The 18,425-nt window shown below is 56.5% G+C and carries 20 protein-coding genes; 16 read left to right on the top strand and 4 right to left on the bottom strand.

Annotated elements, in window-relative coordinates; genetic code table 11:
* Nucleotides 1-10: 10 nt before the first annotated feature.
* The 5 genes from K787_RS0101935 to K787_RS0101915 all read left to right on the top strand — a co-directional run bounded on the left by K787_RS0101935 (nucleotide 11) and on the right by K787_RS0101915 (nucleotide 3,021).
* Complete coding sequence (locus K787_RS0101935) at nucleotides 11-853, top strand: methylated-DNA--[protein]-cysteine S-methyltransferase (protein ID WP_022961097.1); 843 nt, start codon at nucleotides 11-13, stop codon at nucleotides 851-853.
* 129 nt (nucleotides 854-982) lie between these two features.
* Nucleotides 983-1,207 carry an addiction module protein gene (locus K787_RS0101930; protein WP_022961096.1) on the top strand — a complete coding sequence of 75 codons (225 nt, stop codon included), beginning with the start codon at nucleotides 983-985 and terminating at the stop codon, nucleotides 1,205-1,207.
* The gene (locus K787_RS25795; RefSeq protein ID WP_370736710.1) at nucleotides 1,204-1,497 is read left to right on the top strand and encodes a type II toxin-antitoxin system RelE/ParE family toxin; all 294 of its coding nucleotides are present in this window, start codon (nucleotides 1,204-1,206) and stop codon (nucleotides 1,495-1,497) included. Before K787_RS0101930 ends, K787_RS25795 begins: the two co-directional genes overlap by 4 nt.
* A gap of 129 nt (nucleotides 1,498-1,626) precedes the next feature.
* Nucleotides 1,627-2,097, top strand: a complete 471-nt coding sequence (locus K787_RS0101920; protein ID WP_028614495.1) for a GNAT family N-acetyltransferase — start codon at nucleotides 1,627-1,629, stop codon at nucleotides 2,095-2,097.
* 159 nt (nucleotides 2,098-2,256) lie between these two features.
* The gene (locus tag K787_RS0101915) at nucleotides 2,257-3,021 is read left to right on the top strand and encodes an SAM-dependent methyltransferase (protein WP_022961093.1); all 765 of its coding nucleotides are present in this window, start codon (nucleotides 2,257-2,259) and stop codon (nucleotides 3,019-3,021) included.
* Nucleotides 3,022-3,086: 65 nt separating this feature from the next.
* On the opposite strand, the gene vapC is transcribed toward K787_RS0101915, so the two are convergent.
* A complete protein-coding gene (gene vapC, locus K787_RS0101910) occupies nucleotides 3,087-3,488 on the bottom strand; it encodes a type II toxin-antitoxin system VapC family toxin (protein WP_022961092.1) in 402 nt (133 codons plus the stop codon).
* 151 nt (nucleotides 3,489-3,639) lie between these two features.
* On the opposite strand from vapC, the gene tnpA reads away from it, so the two are divergent.
* The 11 genes from tnpA (at nucleotide 3,640) to K787_RS24545 (ending at nucleotide 12,346) form a co-directional block, all read left to right on the top strand.
* Complete coding sequence (tnpA, locus tag K787_RS0101905) at nucleotides 3,640-4,014, top strand: IS66-like element accessory protein TnpA (RefSeq protein ID WP_022961091.1); 375 nt, start codon at nucleotides 3,640-3,642, stop codon at nucleotides 4,012-4,014.
* Nucleotides 4,011-4,346 carry an IS66 family insertion sequence element accessory protein TnpB gene (gene tnpB / locus K787_RS0101900; RefSeq protein ID WP_022961090.1) on the top strand — a complete coding sequence of 112 codons (336 nt, stop codon included), beginning with the start codon at nucleotides 4,011-4,013 and terminating at the stop codon, nucleotides 4,344-4,346. Before tnpA ends, tnpB begins: the two co-directional genes overlap by 4 nt.
* A gap of 75 nt (nucleotides 4,347-4,421) precedes the next feature.
* Nucleotides 4,422-5,960, top strand: a complete 1,539-nt coding sequence (gene tnpC, locus K787_RS0101895; protein ID WP_022961089.1) for an IS66 family transposase — start codon at nucleotides 4,422-4,424, stop codon at nucleotides 5,958-5,960.
* 81 nt (nucleotides 5,961-6,041) lie between these two features.
* Entirely contained in the window at nucleotides 6,042-6,365 is a 324-nt protein-coding gene (locus K787_RS0101890; protein ID WP_022961088.1) for a hypothetical protein, read from the top strand.
* Between the two features lie 142 nt (nucleotides 6,366-6,507).
* The gene (locus K787_RS0101885; protein WP_022961087.1) at nucleotides 6,508-7,050 is read left to right on the top strand and encodes a flavin reductase family protein; all 543 of its coding nucleotides are present in this window, start codon (nucleotides 6,508-6,510) and stop codon (nucleotides 7,048-7,050) included.
* Between the two features lie 227 nt (nucleotides 7,051-7,277).
* The gene (locus K787_RS24205; protein ID WP_022961086.1) at nucleotides 7,278-8,855 is read left to right on the top strand and encodes a sensor domain-containing diguanylate cyclase; all 1,578 of its coding nucleotides are present in this window, start codon (nucleotides 7,278-7,280) and stop codon (nucleotides 8,853-8,855) included.
* A 141-nt stretch (nucleotides 8,856-8,996) separates the two neighbouring features.
* Nucleotides 8,997-10,112, top strand: a complete 1,116-nt coding sequence (locus K787_RS0101875) for an Acg family FMN-binding oxidoreductase (protein ID WP_022961085.1) — start codon at nucleotides 8,997-8,999, stop codon at nucleotides 10,110-10,112.
* A 59-nt stretch (nucleotides 10,113-10,171) separates the two neighbouring features.
* Nucleotides 10,172-10,669, top strand: a complete 498-nt coding sequence (locus K787_RS0101870; RefSeq protein WP_022961084.1) for a septal ring lytic transglycosylase RlpA family protein — start codon at nucleotides 10,172-10,174, stop codon at nucleotides 10,667-10,669.
* 18 nt (nucleotides 10,670-10,687) lie between these two features.
* The gene (locus K787_RS0101865; protein WP_022961083.1) at nucleotides 10,688-11,101 is read left to right on the top strand and encodes a GFA family protein; all 414 of its coding nucleotides are present in this window, start codon (nucleotides 10,688-10,690) and stop codon (nucleotides 11,099-11,101) included.
* 109 nt (nucleotides 11,102-11,210) lie between these two features.
* Entirely contained in the window at nucleotides 11,211-12,107 is an 897-nt protein-coding gene (locus K787_RS21890; RefSeq protein WP_022961082.1) for a DNA ligase, read from the top strand.
* Between the two features lie 8 nt (nucleotides 12,108-12,115).
* A complete protein-coding gene (locus K787_RS24545; protein WP_084671884.1) occupies nucleotides 12,116-12,346 on the top strand; it encodes a cysteine-rich CWC family protein in 231 nt (76 codons plus the stop codon).
* Between the two features lie 57 nt (nucleotides 12,347-12,403).
* Here K787_RS24545 and katG read toward each other — a convergent pair whose 3' ends face one another.
* The 3 genes from katG to K787_RS0101845 all read right to left on the bottom strand — a co-directional run bounded on the left by katG (nucleotide 12,404) and on the right by K787_RS0101845 (nucleotide 18,424).
* Entirely contained in the window at nucleotides 12,404-14,647 is a 2,244-nt protein-coding gene (gene katG, locus K787_RS0101855; protein WP_022961081.1) for a catalase/peroxidase HPI, read from the bottom strand.
* Between the two features lie 165 nt (nucleotides 14,648-14,812).
* The gene (locus K787_RS0101850) at nucleotides 14,813-16,021 is read right to left on the bottom strand and encodes an efflux RND transporter periplasmic adaptor subunit (RefSeq protein WP_022961080.1); all 1,209 of its coding nucleotides are present in this window, start codon (nucleotides 16,019-16,021) and stop codon (nucleotides 14,813-14,815) included.
* Nucleotides 16,022-16,045: 24 nt separating this feature from the next.
* The gene (locus tag K787_RS0101845) at nucleotides 16,046-18,424 is read right to left on the bottom strand and encodes an ABC transporter permease (protein ID WP_022961079.1); all 2,379 of its coding nucleotides are present in this window, start codon (nucleotides 18,422-18,424) and stop codon (nucleotides 16,046-16,048) included.
* Nucleotide 18,425 lies beyond the last annotated feature (1 nt).

The raw sequence follows: 18,425 nt of genomic DNA, 5'->3' as shown, positions 1-18,425 counted from the left end.
AGACCGCGCCATGTCAGACTATGACCGAATCGCAAGCGCTATGGCCTATTTGGTTGATCGGGCAATTGATCAGCCCAGCCTTGAAGAGATGGCCGCCCATGTGCATCTGAGTCCGTATCACTTTCAAAGGCTGTTTTGTCGGTGGGCGGGTACTACGCCGAAGCGCTTTTTACAGGTCCTGACATTGGAACGAGGCAAAGTGTTGCTGGAGAATTCTCGTTCCTTGCTCGAGGTCTCACATGAGCTTGGGTTAAGCGGCAGTTCAAGGTTGCATGATCACTTTGTGCAGCTGGAAGCCGTCACACCAGGCGAGTATAAAAGTCGAGGTAAGCAGGTTCATATCGAGTACGGTGTACACGCTACCCCGCTGGGACCTATGTTTGTTGCGGTAACCCGGCGTGGTGTTTGCCGGGCAGAGTTCATGGACTTCAACAGCATGGAAGAGTTGCTAGATAGCTTGCATAACGCTTGGCCGCTCAGTTCGATCAGAGAAAGCCTCCTATCTACGCGCTATGTTATTGATGCATTTTTTAGCAGTGATGCTGCTTCTAAGCATGGTCCGCTATCGCTCCATGTCGCAGGAACCAATTTTCAAATCGCTGTGTGGCGAGCTCTGCTGAAAATACCAACGGGCGCTGTGGCCAGCTATGCCGAAGTAGCCAAATCACTCGGTGCCCCCAAGTCTGCAAGGGCAGTTGGTAACGCCATTGGAGCAAATCCAGTTGCTTTACTGATTCCCTGCCACCGGGTTATACAGCAGAGTGGCGCGCTGGGGGGTTACCGCTGGGGACCAACCAAGAAGCTTATGGTGCAAACCTGGGAAAAAATGCGTGATGAGCCGGTTGCGCTATAACAATGCCATGCAGCCGACGCTCGTACCTCGCGCGGCTGATGGCGGGCGTTAAAGCGAAAAAACCGAGCCGTGGCACGCGGCGCCCATCCGTGTCAAAATTGCGTGATACGCGAACGAGAGGTCTCTTCCATGAATCTCCAGAAAATTGAAGACGAGGCGCTCCACCTTCCGAGAGAGGAACGAGCCCAGTTGATCCAGCGACTGGTTTTGAGTCTTGAATCTCCGTCACAAGAAGAGCTCAGGTCCGATTGGTTGCTTGAGGCCCGACGTAGAGGTGAAGAGCTCGACAATGGCTCAGTTCAGGCTGTGTCCGGTGAGGATGTCATGAGGAAGGCTAAAGCCCTGATCAAATGAACTATTCTTTTCACCCGGCAGCGGAAGCCGAGTTCCTGGAATCAGTTGGCTATTACGAGTCAAAAGTTCCGGGATTGGGTGGTGCCTTCATAGAAGAATTTGAAGCCCTAGCCAGTTTACTTGGTGCGTCACCAAAAGCCTGGCAAGTTGAGTCGCCGCCAGATCTTCGTAGAGCCCCCCTTCACAGATTCCCGCTATCCATCGTTTACCGAGAGAAGCCTGATGGTTGTCAGGTTCTGGCTGTTGCCCATGACCGGCGACGTCCTCAGTACTGGCTTGGCAGGCTTTAACAACCGGCTGCACAGCGACCAGTTTTCCGCCGCTTCGTGGCTTCAAACCGGCGCGTAAGCCGGGCATTATATGCAGTCGAGTGAGGTTATAAAGTGACTGAAAGCCATTACACAACTTTCTTTCTAGAGATGAAGTCACCCAAAGAACTGAACTTCAAGCCGCTTCCTGATCAATTGACGGTTGTGGAGTGTGAGGAGCCACAGTACCAATTCAACCGATTTTTATATGAGCTTGTTGGCACTGATTGGGAATGGGGAGATTTAGACCATTGGAGCAGCGATCAATGGCGAGCGCTGGTAGAAAGCGATCAACACCGCACTTGGGTTGCATATCATCTTGGGAGCATCGCTGGATATTATGAGCTGTACAGGCCAGATGGAGATAACACCGAGATTCGATACTTTGGGCTGGCCCCCGGAGCTATCGGCAAGGGGTTCGGTGGAGCGCTGTTAAGCCATGCAATCAAGTCTGCCTGGGGGTGGTCCGGTACACAAAGAGTATGGGTCCACACTTGTACATTTGACCATCCAAGCGCACTGGCTAATTACGTAGCGCGAGGCATGAGAGTGTACCAAGAGGAATTAGCTCCCATCGATTGAAAGTGACCCACCGGAGACCAGTGAGCATATAACAAACGGCGGTTGTTGCCCCTTTGGGGCTGGGGCCGCTTTTCCGCCGCTTCGCGGCTACAAAACCGCCACAAAGCGGAGCGTTAGGCCTTTACCGAGCTCATTAGCACCTGTGAGGAAATTTACGCAATGGACATTCCACGCATATTCAACATTATGGAAAGCGCGCACCGCATCCATAATCCGTTTACACCAGAAAAATTTGCCACTCTTGGCTTAGCATTGCGTCTGGAATCGGAGGCTCGAGTACTTGATCTTGGCAGCGGTTCGGGAGAGATGCTATGTACATGGGCACGTGATCACGGTGTTATTGGCATCGGTGTCGACATGAGTCAATTGTTCAGTGAGCAGGCTAGACTTCGTGCCGAAGAGCTGGGCGTGGCTGATCAAGTCAAGTTCATCCATGACGATGCGGCAGGCTATGTCGCTGACGAAAAGGTCGATGTGGCTGCCTGTGTGGGTGCTACTTGGATCGGCGGGGGAGTCGCTGGAACGATTGAGCTTCTGGCTCGGAGCCTGCGCACTGGAGGAATCATCCTCATAGGCGAACCTTACTGGAGGCAATTGCCACCAACGGAAGATATTGCCAAGGGGTGTTTGGCCAATGCAATCTCTGACTTCCTTCTGCTACCAGAACTGGTCGCGTCCTTCGGCCACCAGGGCTACGATGTTGTTGAAATGGTTCTGGCTAATCAAGACGGTTGGGACAGGTACGAAGCGGCCAAATGGCTCACTATGCGCAGATGGCTTGAAGCCAATCCCGATGATGAATTGGCCCAAGAGGTGCGGTCCAAATTGACCTCGGAACCTGAGCGTCATGCTGCTTACACACGCGAATATCTGGGCTGGGGAGTATTTGCGTTGATGCCGCGGCTCTGCCTTAAACTGGCCTAATTATGCGCTCAAATAGCTCACTTCGTTCGCTGGGACGGGCTAAAGCCCGCGCCTTAGCTTAATCGTTATGTTCCTCTCAGGGCAGGCTCAAGTCCAAGGCGATCAACAAAGGGGATAAAGTCGCGATCCAAAAACAGCAGGGGTAACGCCTTCTCTATGCAGAACGTTGCGATGATCACGTCGGCAGTTTTTCTGATCGTGATGCCCCTTTTTCGAAGCACTCGATCATTGTCGGCGCACTTGACCGCCATATCTGTGCCAAACATCTCATACTGTTCCAGCGCGAGCAGGCTTTGTTTGGTTTGACGATATTGTTTGTCGTTGCGGATGCCTTGCAGGATTTCTAGAAATATGAGGTCGCCGATAGCGACGGATCCTTGGACTATTGAGGCGTCCAGCAAGTCAGTTTGTGGGTTTGTGACGCCATTGAAATAGTCGGTCCATACGCTGGTATCCACCAGTATCATCGGGCGTTCCGCATTTCATCCAAGTTGCCTTCCCACTTGATTTTGCCTCGCAGCTTTCGAATTTCCTGCGTAACCGTCCGGTGATCCCGTCTTGAGCGTAGCGCTGGCACCGTCAGGATAGTGTCCACGTATTTTCTAGTGGACACTATCGATGAACTCATTAAGCGTAATCACTCCTAAACGTACACGCCGCCGTTTTTCTCCTGAATTCAAAGCCAGCATCGTTGCTCAGTGCCGACAGCCGGACGTCTCCGTGGCCCGTATTGCCTTGGACAATGAGCTCAATGCCAACCTGGTCAGACGCTGGGTCAGTCAGGCACGGGAAGGCGGAGCACCGCTGGCAACCCCCGGGTTCATGCCAATCAACTTGCCCGCCGTCGCACCGTCTCCGGGCGGCCGGTCGGTCTCGAGTGCTGGCAATACCATTCGTATCGAGATACCCCGTGCCGGTGGTACGGTTGTCGTGGAATGGCCCACAGAACAGGCCCAGCAGTGTGCCGCGCTGTTGCGAGATCTGTTGGGATGATCCGCATTGATGAGACCTGGCTGGCGACCGAACCGCTGGATATGCGCGCCGGTGCCGATACGGCACTGGCGCGGGTGGTTCAGGTGTTTGGCTCGGCCAGACCTCACTGCGCCTACCTATTTGCCAACAAACGGGGCAACCGGATGAAGGTGCTCATCCATGACGGCCTGGGTATCTGGCTGTGTGCCCGCCGACTGAACCGGGGCAAATTCCACTGGGGCGAAGCCTGGCGCGGCGAGCGTCTGCAGCTGACCGATGAGCAGGTCATGGCGCTGGTTCAGGGGCTGCCTTGGCAGCGCCTGGGTGAAGCAGGCGTCATCTCGGTGCTGTAACCACAACCTGGTCAGCAGAACCATCACCAAATAAGGGAATCGCGACGAGGCCTGGGGCTTGGCATACTGCCGGCCATGACTCAGCGACCCGATCTCAATCAGCTCTCTACCGACCAGCTCCGCGCCCTTGCGATGGAGCTGCTTGATCGCGTGGAGAGCAAGGATCGGGTTCTGGCCCACCGCGATGCGGTGATCGAGAAGCTGACCCACGAAATAGCCATACTCAAACGCCACAAATTCGCCCGGCGCAGCGAGCAGCTGGATGGTCATCAAGGGTTGCTGCTGGAAGAGCTGGTGGACAGCGACATTGCAGCCATCGAGGCCGAACTGGCCGAGCTCGCAGAGACCCTGCCTCCTGACACCAAACCCAAGCAGCAGCCCAAACGTGCGCCGCTGCCGCCAGAACTGCCCCGGACACTGATCCATCACGAGCCCGATGACACCCAGTGTCGCTGCGGGTGTCAGCTCAAGCGTATCGGCGAAGACGTCAGCGAAAAACTGGATTATGTACCGGGTGTGTTCACCGTTGAACGCCATATCCGTGGCAAGTGGGCCTGTAACCAGTGCGGCACCCTGACCCAGGCGCCGGTTCCGGCACAGGTCATCGACAAAGGCATCCCGACCTCGGGCCTGCTGGCCCAGGTACTGGTCGCCAAATACGCTGATCATCTGCCGCTGTATCGCCAGGAACGCATCTTCGGCCGTGCCGGACTCACCATCGCTCGCTCCACACTGGCCCAATGGGTCGGCGCTTGCGGCGTCCAACTGCAACCACTGGCCGACGCCCTGAGAATAGCCATGCTGGAACATGGCGTCTTACACGCAGATGAAACACCGGTCAACATGCTGGCACCTGGCAAGAAGAAAACCCACAAAGCCTACGTCTGGGCCTACAGCACCACCCCGTTCTCTGATCTGAAAGCAACTGTTTACGACTTCGCCCCCAGCCGGGCGGGTGAGCATGCCCGCACCTTCCTGGGTGACTGGCAAGGCAAACTGGTGTGTGATGATTACGCCGGTTACAAGGCTGGGTTCGGCAAGGGCATCATCGAGATCGGCTGCATGGCCCATGCCCGGCGCAAGCTCTACGACCTGCACGTCGCCAATCAGAGTACGCTGGCCGAGCAGGCCTTGGAGTACATCAAGCTGTTGTACCAGGTCGAGCAGGAAGCCAAAGATCTGACACCGGAACAGCGCAAGTTCATGAGGGCCACACAAGCCAAACCCATTGCCGAGGCGCTGCATAAATGGATGCTGACCCAACGGCAAAAAGTGCCGGATGGATCAGGAACAGCCAAAACTCTGGATTACAGCCTGAAGCGCTGGGTAGCACTGACACGTTATCTGGATGACGGTGCCGTGCCGATCGACAACAACTGGGTTGAAAACCAGATCCGGCCTTGGGCAATGGGCCGCAATAACTGGCTGTTCGCCGGTTCGCTACGCAGTGGTCAGCGCGCCGCCGCCATCATGACCCTGATCCAGTCCGCCAAACTGAACGGACATGATCCTTACGCCTATCTGAAAGATGTGCTGAGTCGACTGCCGACGCAGAAGAACAGCGCCATCGACGAGTTACTGCCTCATAACTGGAAGCCGGCTATCAAGCTGTGATGGCCGGACGCTTACGTTGGGTGAACCTCAAATGTGGTTTTCTACAGTCTCGTATATCCAATAGATACCGGAGTTAACACTATGAACAAACTTAAAATCATCCTATTGCTTTCGCTCATGTCGTGCGCATTGGTCGCCCAGGCGGCAGGTAGTTTTAGGCTGATGAGCGGCAAGCTGATTTCTAGCGGACAAAGCAAGTCAGAAATCATTGCCGTTGTGGGCGTGCCGTTATATCAAGATGTTGAAACTATCGGTGTCGATGAAGGGGGCGGAGGCCATCCTATAAAGCGAGAAGTTTTAACATACAAGCTTGATGGTTCTATTGGGGGCGAGTACTTGGTCATAATCACGGTGGAGAATAACACTGTTGTGTCAATAACATCGAAACAAACCAGTCGGATGTGATCGTAGCGCGTATAACTCGTGGCTCCAGTACACCCGGTTTGTGGCTTGAGCCGGCCGTACAGCACAGACCGCCGCTGAGCTCAGTTGTTGGGCGTCTTAATATCTAGCGCGCAAGCTTGGCATGACTATCGGAGCTGCTCCCATGCGTGAATTGAAATTGAGCAAGGCTTTCACCCTGATGGAATCAGGGCCTGTGGTCCTAGTGACAACCCATGATGGAGAGAAAAACAACATCATGACTATTTCCTGGACCATGGTGATGGATTTCACTCCGGTATTTGCAATCACCACGGGTGAATGGAATCACTCCTTCGCGGCGTTGCGAGAGAACCGGGAGTGCGTCATCGCCATTCCCACCGTCGACCTATTGGATAAGGTGGTTGGCATAGGGACTTGCTCTGGGGCAGACACAGACAAGTTTGCCAAATTCAATCTCACACCAGTGCAGGCTAAGGTCGTCAGGCCGGCCTTGATCAAGGAGTGCTTTGCCAATATTGAGTGCAAGGTCATCGACATCGTTCAAAGGCATAACATTGTTGTGTTAGAGGCGGTTGCCGCCTACATCGATACCACACGCAAGGAGAAGCGCGCGGTTCACGCCGTTGGTGACGGAACGTTCATCGTCGACGGGCGCAAGATTGACCGCAGGAAGATGATGGCCTCCAAGCTCCCGCCAAGCGTTTAGCGTCCATCAATAGACATTGGTGGCGGCTCCCGGCAACCAACACAGCAGTATGTTTTGAACTCTGATGGTACTGCCGTCTTCTACGAGTCTTAGGTGCGTTGCGGGGTTTAAGTAACAGTTCTTTTTTGCATTCGACTGCTTAAATCATACAATCTTATCAAGATTGAAAGCTCTGTAAGCCTCGCTCTGCCTGCTATGCTGGCGTGCGAGACCACACCACAAAAAAAATGAACGATCGGTCGTTGCGAGGCAACTACGCCAATGCTTCGTTGCTGGTGCGGGGCTGGACTGACCGCACCATGAATGGAGTTACTCGCAACATGATTGAGCCGCAGAGCGAAACCGGGGACCCTGAACTCCTAAAGCGTCTATGCCGGCAGCAGCAGGCGTTGATCAAGGTTGGGAGTCTGTGGCGGCGCTACGAAGGCGCGCTGACCAATGCTGCCGGCGTGGTAACGGAAGCCGCCGCGCTGGCCCTTGATGTGGGGCGCGCCGGGATCTGGACATTCGATTCTCTGCGAAGCAGTCTTGAGAACCTCGACCTCTATCAGGCGGATATGAAGCGCCATTTACGGGGAGGTCGGCTCGCCGCCAAGGACTATCCGATCTATTTTGACGCTCTTGCGCGGGAGGAGATCTTGCAGGTCAGCGATGCCCCCACGGCCCCGCATACAAGGGCGCTTTTCGATAGCTATCTGAGGCCGAACGCCATCGGGGCCATGCTCGTCGCGCCGATTCATGCGGGTGCCCGCCTGGCCGGAGTGCTGTGCCTGGAGCATGTCGGCGGCAAGCGGCACTTTCACCAAGACGAAATCAACACCGCTGTGCACTTGGCATCAGCATTCAGTGCGGCACTGGAATTCCAATACCACGCCGACGAGCGGCACAAAATGCAGGCTCACCTGCGGGATCAGGTGGCGCTGTGGAGTATCTTCTTCGAGCAGAACCGCGACGGCATCTCGGTGCTCCGCACCGATGGCAGTGTGTACCGGGCCAACAAACGTTTCGCCGACATGCTCGGCTATACCGTGGACGAAGCTCACCAGCTGCATGTATGGGAGTGGGATAGTCAGTTCGACCGCGATACGATTGTGGGTATGCTGCAGTCGGTTGATTTCTCCGGCGATCATTTCGACACCCGCCACCAACGCAAGGACGGTCGTGTGATCGACGTTGAGGTAACCAGCAATGGCGCCTACTACAACGGCACGAAGCTGATCTTCTGCAATCATCGCGACATCACTGAGCGCAAGCGCGACCAACAAGAAATCCACAAACTGGCGACTACCGACACGCTTACCGGTATTGCGAGCCGTGGCGAATTCAGCCGCATTCTCAGCGAAGAAATTGACCGTGCCACGCGTTACGGCCGGCCGCTGGCGCTGATTATGTACGACATCGACCATTTTAAACGCGTCAACGACACATTCGGCCATCATGCCGGAGATGAGGTGCTGAAGACGGTTGTCGACCTGGTCAATGAACACCTCCGCCGCGTGGACACGCATGGCCGCTGGGGCGGGGAGGAATTCATGGTACTGCTGCCCGAAACCAGCTTGGCTGCCGCTTTGGTAATCGCTGAACGCTTGTGCCAAGCCATCGGGGGGCAGGGTTTTGACCCAGTCGGATCGGTCACGGCCAGCTTTGGCGTGACCCTACTCGGCCAGGAGGATGGCTTTGACGTACTCGTTAAGCGGGCCGATGAGGCGCTCTACCGGGCCAAGAACGGAGGTCGTAACAGGGTCGAGTCGGCCGTTGGCCCGGCCACCGATAGTGTGCGTCATAACTCAGGGGCAAATCGATGACATCATTGGGCTGCGCACACACTTTTTAAGCTATATTTTTTACCTAACCATTAGCGGTAATTTGCCCGCCTTTGGGGTTGGACGCGCTTGCGGTGTACCGCTGCGCAACGCGTTAGGCGTTCAAAGAGGGGGCGTAGTGCTATGTTGACCAGAAGAAAGTTCATCGCATCTGCCGTGGCTACCGGACTGGGCGCTACAGGATTGCTTGCTTCCTACTCCCTCAGCAGGGGTGGTTCCGAATACGAGCAGGCAGTAAAGCAGATTTGGCGTCACGGTGACCTTGGCTCGAGTGACACTTCCGCCTCCGCCGCATTACGTGAGCTGGTGCGCTACGCAACCCTCGCACCGTCCAGCCACAACACGCAGTGCTGGAAGTTTAGGGCGGGTGACCAGTCGATTTCAATTCTGCCTGACTATCAACGCAGGTGCCCGATTGTTGATCCCGACGACCACCACCTCTTTGTCAGCCTCGGCTGCGCCGCTGAGAACCTTGTGCAGGCGGCTTCAGCAATGGGCTTTCGAGGCGAGACTGTTTTCAAGACAGGCGCGACTGAGTCATTGGATATATCCCTTGAGCCTGCAACAGCGGTGCGAACACCGCTGTTCGAGGCAATCCCGCGTCGGCAGTCCACTAGGGGCGAGTTTGATGCCAAGCCGCTTTCAAGCGGCGAATTGAAGCTGTTGGAAAAAGCCGGCTCAGGGAATGGCGTCCGGGTGCACCTGCTCACGGATAAACTGGCTATGGAGAGCGTGCTTGATTTCGTGGTGCAAGGTAATACCGCACAGATGCGCGATCCAGCGTTTGTGCGCGAACTCAAAGACTGGGTACGTTTCAATGGAGGGGAGGCCGCGCGATATGGCGACGGTCTGTTTTCCGGCGCGTCAGGCAACCCAACTGCCCCAGGTTGGCTTGGCGATCTGATGTTTGACTTGTTCTTTACCGAAAAGGCAGAAAACGACAAGTACGCGCGACATGTTCGAAGCTCAGCCGGCATCGCAGTATTTGTCTCAGAGCAAGAGGACAAGCATCACTGGATAGAGGTGGGTCGCGCCTTTCAACGTTTCGCGTTGCAGGCAACGGCGATCGATGTTCGAACCGCTCACCTTAATCAACCCGTGGAAGTCGCGTCACTCAGGCCGGAGTTTGCCAAGTCTATTGGTATGTCGGTTGGCAGGCCTGATCTGGTCATTCGCTTTGGTCGCGGGCCAGAAATGCCCAGGTCCTTGAGGCGCCCAATTGAAACAGTTCTGGCGTAAACGCTTAACGAGTCGTTGCAGTGGCCGGGCCTGAAGGAGCTCTCAAGTGATGGCATCTGATGATGCCCCATAATAAAGCTGTTATATTTTCTTTCTTCGATCGTCCGACATCCTCTGCATCGCGCGGCTTTTGGCAGGGTTATGTGAAAATATATAGAAAGCACAGAATGAGATTCTCTTCCCCTAGATTACTGGTTTTTACACTGTTCTGTTTGTTGGTAGGCTGCTCTACGCTACAGCCAGGCGCAGGTGGCAACTGGGTTGGATTCACTGAATCGGGTCAGGCGTCGTTTTATGCGGACAGGCACCAAAATCGCAAGACGGCGAGCGGCGAGCTCTACAGGCATGGGTTAAAAACAGCTGCGCATAAAACGCTGCCGTTTGGCGCAATCGTTAAGGTTACAAATGTTAAGAATGGGAGAAGTGTCGTGGTAAAGATTAATGACAGGGGCCCGTTCGTGAAGGGTCGTATCATTGATCTTTCAAAGTCTGCGTTTAGTGATATAGGCAATACATCTGCAGGTTTGCTTGACGTAAGAGTTGAAGTTATTCGCTAGCACATCCCAGGAGGGACCATGTATACCGGCAGTTGCTTATGTGGTGGCGTAATGTACGAGGTTGATGGTGAGCTTGAGCCGATTCAAGTGTGCCATTGTTCCCAGTGTCGTAAGGCTCAAGGCAGCGCTTTTGTGACCAATATACCGGTCTCGACTTCGGCTTTCAGGTTGCTGCAAGGGGAGGGGATGCTGGGCTCATTCGAATCGTCACCCGGCAAGTACCGAGTTTTCTGCCACGTATGCGGCTCCCCGATCTATAGCAAACGGGCTGATTTGCCGCAGGTCTTGCGTCTCAGGGCTGGCACGCTTGATGGGGACCTTAAGACCAGGCCGGTTGGGCACTTTTATTTCGGCTCCAAGGCTAACTGGTTCCAGATCAATGATGATCTGCCGAAATGTCCAGCGGCTTACACGCCCCCGAAAAAACCATGATCTGCGGCGGTGGGTAGCAGCGCCCTGTCCGATTTGCTTTGGGTGGAGTGCCAAGCAGGCGCTTCGGTAACGGACTTGAGCGCACATCACAAGCGATAAGGAGGTCGCCATGCGTCAACTATGTCTTGTTCTTTTTTCTGTCCTGCTGCTGTTTGCATCGCCGCTTGTTTCTGCCCAGGGTGCGAGTCATCAGGCGATGCTGGCGAGTGTCTATTCGGGTGAAACGGCAGTCCACGAGTACTGGGTCAGTGAAAAGCTCGACGGCGTGCGCGGGCATTGGGACGGGGAAGCGCTGTGGAGCCGTGGCGGCTACCCAATTGCCGCGCCAGGCTGGTTCACCCAGGACTGGCCAGCTATGGCTATGGATGGTGAGCTGTGGATAGCGCGTGAACTGTTCGATACCGTCAGCGGCATTGTTCGTAGCTCCCAGGCTGATGACAAGGATTGGCGGCGGGTTAAATTTATGGTGTTCGATCTGCCCGATCACGGCGGTACCTTCGATCAGCGAGTACGGGCGATGGCAAACATGGCTGACAATGGAATTCCTTGGCTGCAGTCAATTCCCCAGTTTCGCGTGACTGATGCTACGGAGCTAGATGTGCGCTTGGAAGCGTTGGTTGCGGCGGGCAGCGAAGGTGTGATGCTGCATCATCAGGATGCGCTGTACCGCTCTGGGCGCACGCAGGATCTGCTGAAATACAAACTCTATGATGACGCCGAAGCGCGAGTAGTGGGTTATACCGAAGGCAAAGGCAAATACGCCCGTCAGGTGGGCGCGTTAGTCGTAGAGCGTGAGGATGGTAGACGCTTTCGCCTGGGTAGCGGCTTGAGTGATAAGGCAAGAGCAACGCCACCGCCGCTCGGCAGTTGGGTCACCTACCGCTACAATGGGCTGACCTCCAGCGGGTTGCCGCGATTTGCGCGCTTTGTTCGAATGCGTAACGATATGCCTGAGTTGGCGGGGGAGTCCGATGCCCGTGGCTCCTCGGACGAGTGGAAGCAATAACCCTGACAATGAAACCTTTAGCTAATACGCTGTGCCCCCTTTGTGGTGGGGCCAATACATGCCAGCCGGCGCAAGCGGGTCATTTTGACGTGCCCTGTTGGTGCACAACTACGACAATCAGCAAGGAAGCACTGGCACGGGTGCCGGCAGAAGTGGGAGATAAGGCGTGTCTTTGCCCTGGCTGTGCCGCTGGTGCGGGCGATCAGAGGTCACGCGAGGCCGATATTAGCAGGGGTTGATATTTGAACGCTTGGGCGCGGCCAGCAATGACCGCGCCCAAGGTTGTTTACTGCGGTCTACGCGAGGTCAAAGCGGTCTGCGTTCATCACTTTGGTCCAGGCTGCGATGAAGTCATGCACAAAGGCTTCTTGTGCATCATCACACGCGTAGGCTTCGGCCAGTGCGCGCAATTGCGAGTTGGAACCGAAGATCAGGTCAACGCGAGTACCGGTCCACTTCACTTGCCCGGTGCTGCGATCACGCCCTTCGAACACATCTTGCACCTGGGAAACGGGCGCCCATTTTGTGCTGATGTCGGTGACGTTAACGAAGAAATCATTCGTCAACACTCCGGGGCGCTGAGTGAACACGCCATGCTGGGTTTGCCCGGTATTGGCGTTCAGTACCCGCATACCACCGACTAGCACGGTCATCTCTGGCGCGGTCAACTTCAGCAGTTGTGCTCGATCCAGCAACATCTCTTCGGCCGATACGGTGTATTGGGTTTTGAGGTAGTTGCGGAAACCATCAGCCAGCGGTTCCATCGGCTCGAAGGACTCTGCGTCAGTCTGCTCCTGGCTGGCGTCGGTACGGCCGGGTGTGAAGGGTACTTCCGCCGCGGAACCTGCATCCGTCGCCGCTTTCTCTACGGCGGCAGTGCCACCGAGTACGATCAGATCGGCTAGCGACACGCGCTTGTTGCCTGACTGCGCCGCATTAAAGTCGCGCTGAATCCCCTCCAGTACCTGTAGTACCTTGGCCAGTTGCTCCGGCTGGTTCGCGGCCCAATCCTTCTGCGGGGCCAAACGAATGCGCGCGCCATTGGCGCCACCTCGTTTGTCGGAATCACGGTAGGTAGAGGCCGATGACCACGCGGTAAACACCAGCTCAGAGACCGACAGACCGGATGCCAGCAACTTGGCTTTTAGACCGGCGATATCCTCTGCGTTGACCAACTCATGGTCGACAGCGGGTACAGGGTCCTGCCAGATCAGATCTTCACTGGGTACATCTGGGCCGAGGTAGCGGACTTTCGGGCCCATGTCGCGATGCGTCAGTTTGAACCAGGCGCGGGCGAAAGCATCGGCAAACTCTTCCGGATTCTTGTGGAAGTGCTCGGCGATCTTGCGGTATTCCGGGTCTGTACGCATGGCCATGTCGGCGGTGGTCATCATGATGCCCACACGCTTGGCGGCATTTTCCGCATCGGGCGCATGATCATTATCTGCCAGGCCTACTGCCTGCCACTGGTGCGCGCCGGCTGGGCTCTTGGTTAGCTCCCACTCGTAACCGAGCAGCACATCAAAGTAACCCATATCCCATTGGGTCGGGTTGGGCGTCCAGGCGCCTTCGATACCGCTGGTGATGGTGTCGCTACCCTTGCCGCTGCCGTAGCTGTTGATCCAGCCAAAGCCCATTTCTTCCATCGGAGCACCTTCGGGCTCTGGTCCCACATGTACCGCGTCAGCGGCGCCGTGGGCCTTGCCAAAAGTGTGACCGCCGGCTGTGAGGGCGACAGTTTCGTAGTCGTTCATGGCCATACGCGCGAAGGTTTCGCGAATATCCCGGGCTGATGCCAGCGGGTCGGGGTGACCGTCTGGACCTTCCGGGTTAACGTAAATCAGGCCCATCTGCACGGCTGCCAGCGGATTTTCGAGTTCGCGGTCGCCGGTGTAGCGGCTCTTGGGTTTGTCACTGGTGGCCAGCCATTCATCTTCTGCGCCCCAATAGATATCTTCCTCTGGACCCCAGATATCTTCCCGGCCACCGCCATAACCAAAGGGCTTGAGGCCCATGGATTCGATGGCGACGTTACCGGCGAGGATGTACAGGTCAGCCCAGGACAGCCGATTGCCATACTTTTTCTTGATCGGCCACAGCAGACGCCGGGCCTTGTCGAGGTTGCCGTTATCGGGCCAGCTGTTGATTGGGGCAAAGCGCTGGTTGCCGGTAGAGGCGCCGCCACGACCGTCAGCGGTGCGGTAGGTGCCTGCTGAGTGCCAGGCCATGCGAATCATGAATGGGCCATAGTGGCCGTAATCGGCTGGCCACCACTCCTGCGAGTCGGTCATCAGCGCGGTCAGGTCGCGTTTGACTGCGGCCAAGTCCAGCTGTTTGAACGCGTCAGCGTATTTGAAACCGGCACTCATAGGGCTGGACATAGGAGCATTCTGGTGCAAAATCTTTAGATTGAGCTGGTTGGGCCACCAATCTTGAGTAGTAGTGCCACCCCGTAACTTGCTCGTGGCGGCTCCATGCATGAAGGGGCATTTGCCAGCGTTCTCTGTCGCTTCGCTGTCATTGATGTCTAGTGCGTCCATATCGGTATCCACTTGTTGTTGATGAATGGAACGGGTTGTTCAGTTGATAAAGTACATGAAAATACCCTGATGATTTAACGGGTTTTGTGTACCGCTCTGATAGCTTTTGCCTATTCACTGCCGCACCTGGGTTTTCTCGCACCCATGTGTACCGCCGAGACCGCGCTAGCGGACCCGGATACGGTCGCCGTCACTCAGCTCTCGACCTGGATGGCGGACTACCGTTTGGCCCTCTTCGAGGCCGGAGATCACGACTGTGGCTAGGCCGTTGCTCTGGCCTGTTTCCACGGCTTGGAGCGTGGCGCGCTGGCCTTCAAGGAGGAAGACTGTGGGCTGGCCGTCGTGCTGGAAGAGCGCGGATGCCGGCACCTGGAGGACGTCAGGTGACTGCCAGAGGATAAATTCAGCATCGACACGATAACCGTCCCCGAGCATGTTCCATTGCTCACGGGGGCTGAGCATGTCGACGATCACTTTCACGCGCTGCTCCTCGACGCCGAGAGCCGAGACGTCTTCGAATCCGACCGGCTCTACTCGGCGTATGACGGCCTGGAGTGTGGCGCCGCCCCAGCCATTGAGCCGCGTCTGTATTCCGGGTTCCGATTTGACCGCATCGAAACTCAACACATCGACGACGATTTCGAGGGTGCCTGGATCGCCAACGCGGACGATGGCCTCACCGGCCTGGATTACCCCCTCGCTTTCACGCAGGATGTCCAGCACGACGCCATTTACCGGTGATCGCACGGCCACACGCTCGGCTGGTGTTGCGCTCTCGGCATGGGCCGCAGACACTTCTATGAAAGCTCTGGCGGCGGCCAGTTCATGGGTGGCCACGTCCTGTTCAAACTGCGCCGAGCGCAGAATTGCTGCGGTCCTGAGGGCGGTTGATTGTGCCTGCTGTACCTGTTCTGCGGCAATGGATCCGGACGCTTCTAGCGCGCGCAGGCGTCCATACTGACTTTCAGCGTATTCGGCGTCGGCTTTGGCGGCGCTGATCTTTTGCCTGACGGCAGCCAAGGCTGAACGGGCCGCCTCGACCCTGGCTTGCGCCTCAGCTCGGCTACGGGCGTCCAGTACATTCGCTGGCATGGGCTCGACATAAGCCACCAACTCAGCGCGTGTTAGCGGGTCGCCTACTTTCCATTCGACCCGGTTCAGGTAGCCGGTGACGGGGGAGGAGACCACATAATGGTCCTTCACACGCGTCTTGCCTTCTTCCAGAATGGTGATCTCCATGGGGCTCCGTGTCACCGTCGCAAGGTTTACCCATACCGGTTCCGGGCGCAGGCTATAAACGATAACGACAGCCACCAGCAAGGCGAAGACAGCCCAGAACACCCATTTGCCCTTCCAAACTCGGCCCATCGTCATCAACGATTCCTCCTTTTGCGCTGGTTATTCGCGTGTTTTAAGCACGCTCACCAGGTCTAGCCTACGCAGACGCGACCAAGTGATAAATCCGGAAATCAGGGCCGAGGCGATAACCACATTCGCCGCCAGTGCCCGTGTTCTACCCGTGATGACCAGGGGCACCCGGTATAGCTCAGTTTGCATTGCCATCACTATAAAGTGGGCTAATCCGTGGCCAACGGCCCAGCCCAGTGGTATGCCAAGCAGCAGCAGGATTGCCAGCTCCCCGAGCAAAATATGAGAGACCTCATTGTGGGTGTAGCCCAGCACCCGCAAGCTGGCCAGATCCCGACCCCGCTCCGCAAGGGAAATCCGGACCGTGTTGTAAATCACACCAAAAGCGATGATGCCGCCCAACAGACTGATGATGAAGGTATAGGTGAGAAAGGTCTTGGCCAAGGTCTCAAAAAAGCTGTCCAGCATCGCTAGGCGAACATTGATTGCCATCACCCGCGGGGTGTCACGCAGATCCCGATACACTTTTTCTGCGCTATCAGGCTCTAGGTTCATCAGGATTTGGTTGACCAGTGGCCCTTCCTTCAGAGCTCGGTTCATTGCCTGGAGGTTCATATAGGCGCCGACTCCGAGAAACTCGCTGGTAACACCTGCCACAGGCAGATTCAGGGTGGAACGATGGCCCTCTAGTACCCGAACTTGTAGTAGTTCACCTGGGGCGACGGCTAGCCGCTCTGCGAGAAAATCGGTCAGTAATAGCCCGGCGGGTGGTATGGGTACGTCGGTGAGATGCTCATCCACAACGAACTGCAACTGGCTATCCGCTGGGATGCCGGATAGGGCAGTGCGCCACTTTCGGTGACCGTTCACCAGTTCTACAGCCACCATGCGCCGGCCCTCGACATAGCGCACGCCGGGCTGTCGCGCCATGCTGTACATGGCCGCCTGATTGACTGGATCGGTCAGGCTGAGGGTCAGGTCCTGCTTTTGGACCCGGGAGAATTGGGTATGCACCATGAGGGAGACGGAACTGAGCTGGAAGTTACCCACCACTACAATAGCGGTGGCCATGGCCACCCCCATAATGGAAAGTGCTGTGCGTGCTGGGCGTCGGGTGAGGTGCCGGACGATCATGCGCGACGGCTGGGTGAAGCGTACCCGTGACAGCAAGCGCTCGATCAGGGTTACCTGATATCTGGCCGGGCCTTCTGGCCGCATAGCCTCCGCTGGAGGCAGGGAAGCGGCCCTGCGAATGGAGCGCCAACTACCTAACAATACGACGATCAGGGTTATCAGCCCCAACACCACCACCCACCAGGGGCTGATGCTGAACACTAAGGTCGGAAACCGGTAGAACTCCATGTAGAGCACACTCAGCGCCCGGCCTAGCCACATGCCGGCAAGGGTACCAATCAACAGGCCGATCATCGCGATAACCAGCACCAACTGGCTATAGTGCAAGCCAATCTGCTGGTTGCTGTAACCAAAGGCTTTCAACACGGCAATAATATCGCGCTGGGTACTGATCAGGCGGGTGACCACCACATTGACCAGAAACATGGCTACGCCCATGAATATCGCCGGAAATATCAATGCCATGGTCTTCAGCTGGTTGAGCTCGTCGCTGAGGAAACGATTGGAGAACTGATCCTCGCGGGCGTAGGCACCGGTACTTCCATAACGGGCCAGTTGGCGGTCGAGCAGATCGATCACGCCAGCGACGGGGAAGGAGGGGTCCACCCGCAACACCATGCTGTTGAACGCCCCGCGCATATCCATTGCCGATTCCAGAGCCTCTTGGGGCATCCAGAGCACACCATAGCGTTCATAGTCTGGCAGCATGCCACCGGGCGGGATGACATAGATGAATTCCGGCGATTCGACGATACCCACTACCCTTAGGGGTTGGCGTCGGCCATTGATAATAGCATCCAGCCGGTCGCCTAGTTGCAGGCTGTGGGCTTCAGCAAAGCTGCCGATCACGGCTACTTCGTCGCTGCGGGGGGGCGCTGGTAAACGCCCTTGACGTAGATAGAGACGGTTAACCTCAGGCTGGCCGGTGGTCGGCAATGACACCAGGCGGGCTGACACTGGGTCGTTAAAGCCTGCCACCTCTAGCTTGGCGACTCCTTCCACTCGCCCGCTCAGGCGTATAACGCCGGGTATGTTCGCCACCCTTTGCAGCAGGTGGCGCGGCGCCCGGGTCATCGAGACAAACACGTCTGCGAACTGGTGATCCTGATAATACTGATCGCGGGTGGTCGTAAGCGAAGCATAGTTCACCAGCGACAGCAGACACACCGCAATGCCCCCTGCGATAACCAATGCGATTGCCAGCACCTGACCGCGCATATGCCAGAGTTCGCGGCGCAGTTTGATATGCAGGGCGCTGGGATGCAGGAGAGACATG

It is taken from the genome of Halopseudomonas pelagia CL-AP6 (assembly GCF_000410875.1).
GTDB lineage: Bacteria > Pseudomonadota > Gammaproteobacteria > Pseudomonadales > Pseudomonadaceae > Halopseudomonas > Halopseudomonas pelagia.
This window is presented reverse-complemented; position numbering and strand designations above follow the sequence as displayed.

Bases quoted from the DNA above. Each gene is read 5' to 3' on its own strand.
- K787_RS0101935 (WP_022961097.1), top strand. From the start codon at position 11: ATGTCAGACTATGACCGAATCGCAAGCGCTATGGCCTATTTGGTTGAT.
- K787_RS0101930 (WP_022961096.1), top strand. From the start codon at position 983: ATGAATCTCCAGAAAATTGAAGACGAGGCGCTCCACCTTCCGAGAGAG.
- K787_RS25795 (WP_370736710.1), top strand. From the start codon at position 1,204: ATGAACTATTCTTTTCACCCGGCAGCGGAAGCCGAGTTCCTGGAATCA.
- K787_RS0101920 (WP_028614495.1), top strand. From the start codon at position 1,627: ATGAAGTCACCCAAAGAACTGAACTTCAAGCCGCTTCCTGATCAATTG.
- K787_RS0101915 (WP_022961093.1), top strand. From the start codon at position 2,257: ATGGACATTCCACGCATATTCAACATTATGGAAAGCGCGCACCGCATC.
- vapC (WP_022961092.1), bottom strand. From the start codon at position 3,488: ATGATACTGGTGGATACCAGCGTATGGACCGACTATTTCAATGGCGTC.
- tnpA (WP_022961091.1), top strand. From the start codon at position 3,640: ATGAACTCATTAAGCGTAATCACTCCTAAACGTACACGCCGCCGTTTT.
- tnpB (WP_022961090.1), top strand. From the start codon at position 4,011: ATGATCCGCATTGATGAGACCTGGCTGGCGACCGAACCGCTGGATATG.
- tnpC (WP_022961089.1), top strand. From the start codon at position 4,422: ATGACTCAGCGACCCGATCTCAATCAGCTCTCTACCGACCAGCTCCGC.
- K787_RS0101890 (WP_022961088.1), top strand. From the start codon at position 6,042: ATGAACAAACTTAAAATCATCCTATTGCTTTCGCTCATGTCGTGCGCA.
- K787_RS0101885 (WP_022961087.1), top strand. From the start codon at position 6,508: ATGCGTGAATTGAAATTGAGCAAGGCTTTCACCCTGATGGAATCAGGG.
- K787_RS24205 (WP_022961086.1), top strand. From the start codon at position 7,278: ATGAACGATCGGTCGTTGCGAGGCAACTACGCCAATGCTTCGTTGCTG.
- K787_RS0101875 (WP_022961085.1), top strand. From the start codon at position 8,997: ATGTTGACCAGAAGAAAGTTCATCGCATCTGCCGTGGCTACCGGACTG.
- K787_RS0101870 (WP_022961084.1), top strand. From the start codon at position 10,172: ATGATGCCCCATAATAAAGCTGTTATATTTTCTTTCTTCGATCGTCCG.
- K787_RS0101865 (WP_022961083.1), top strand. From the start codon at position 10,688: ATGTATACCGGCAGTTGCTTATGTGGTGGCGTAATGTACGAGGTTGAT.
- K787_RS21890 (WP_022961082.1), top strand. From the start codon at position 11,211: ATGCGTCAACTATGTCTTGTTCTTTTTTCTGTCCTGCTGCTGTTTGCA.
- K787_RS24545 (WP_084671884.1), top strand. From the start codon at position 12,116: ATGAAACCTTTAGCTAATACGCTGTGCCCCCTTTGTGGTGGGGCCAAT.
- katG (WP_022961081.1), bottom strand. From the start codon at position 14,647: ATGGACGCACTAGACATCAATGACAGCGAAGCGACAGAGAACGCTGGC.
- K787_RS0101850 (WP_022961080.1), bottom strand. From the start codon at position 16,021: ATGACGATGGGCCGAGTTTGGAAGGGCAAATGGGTGTTCTGGGCTGTC.
- K787_RS0101845 (WP_022961079.1), bottom strand. From the start codon at position 18,424: ATGTCTCTCCTGCATCCCAGCGCCCTGCATATCAAACTGCGCCGCGAA.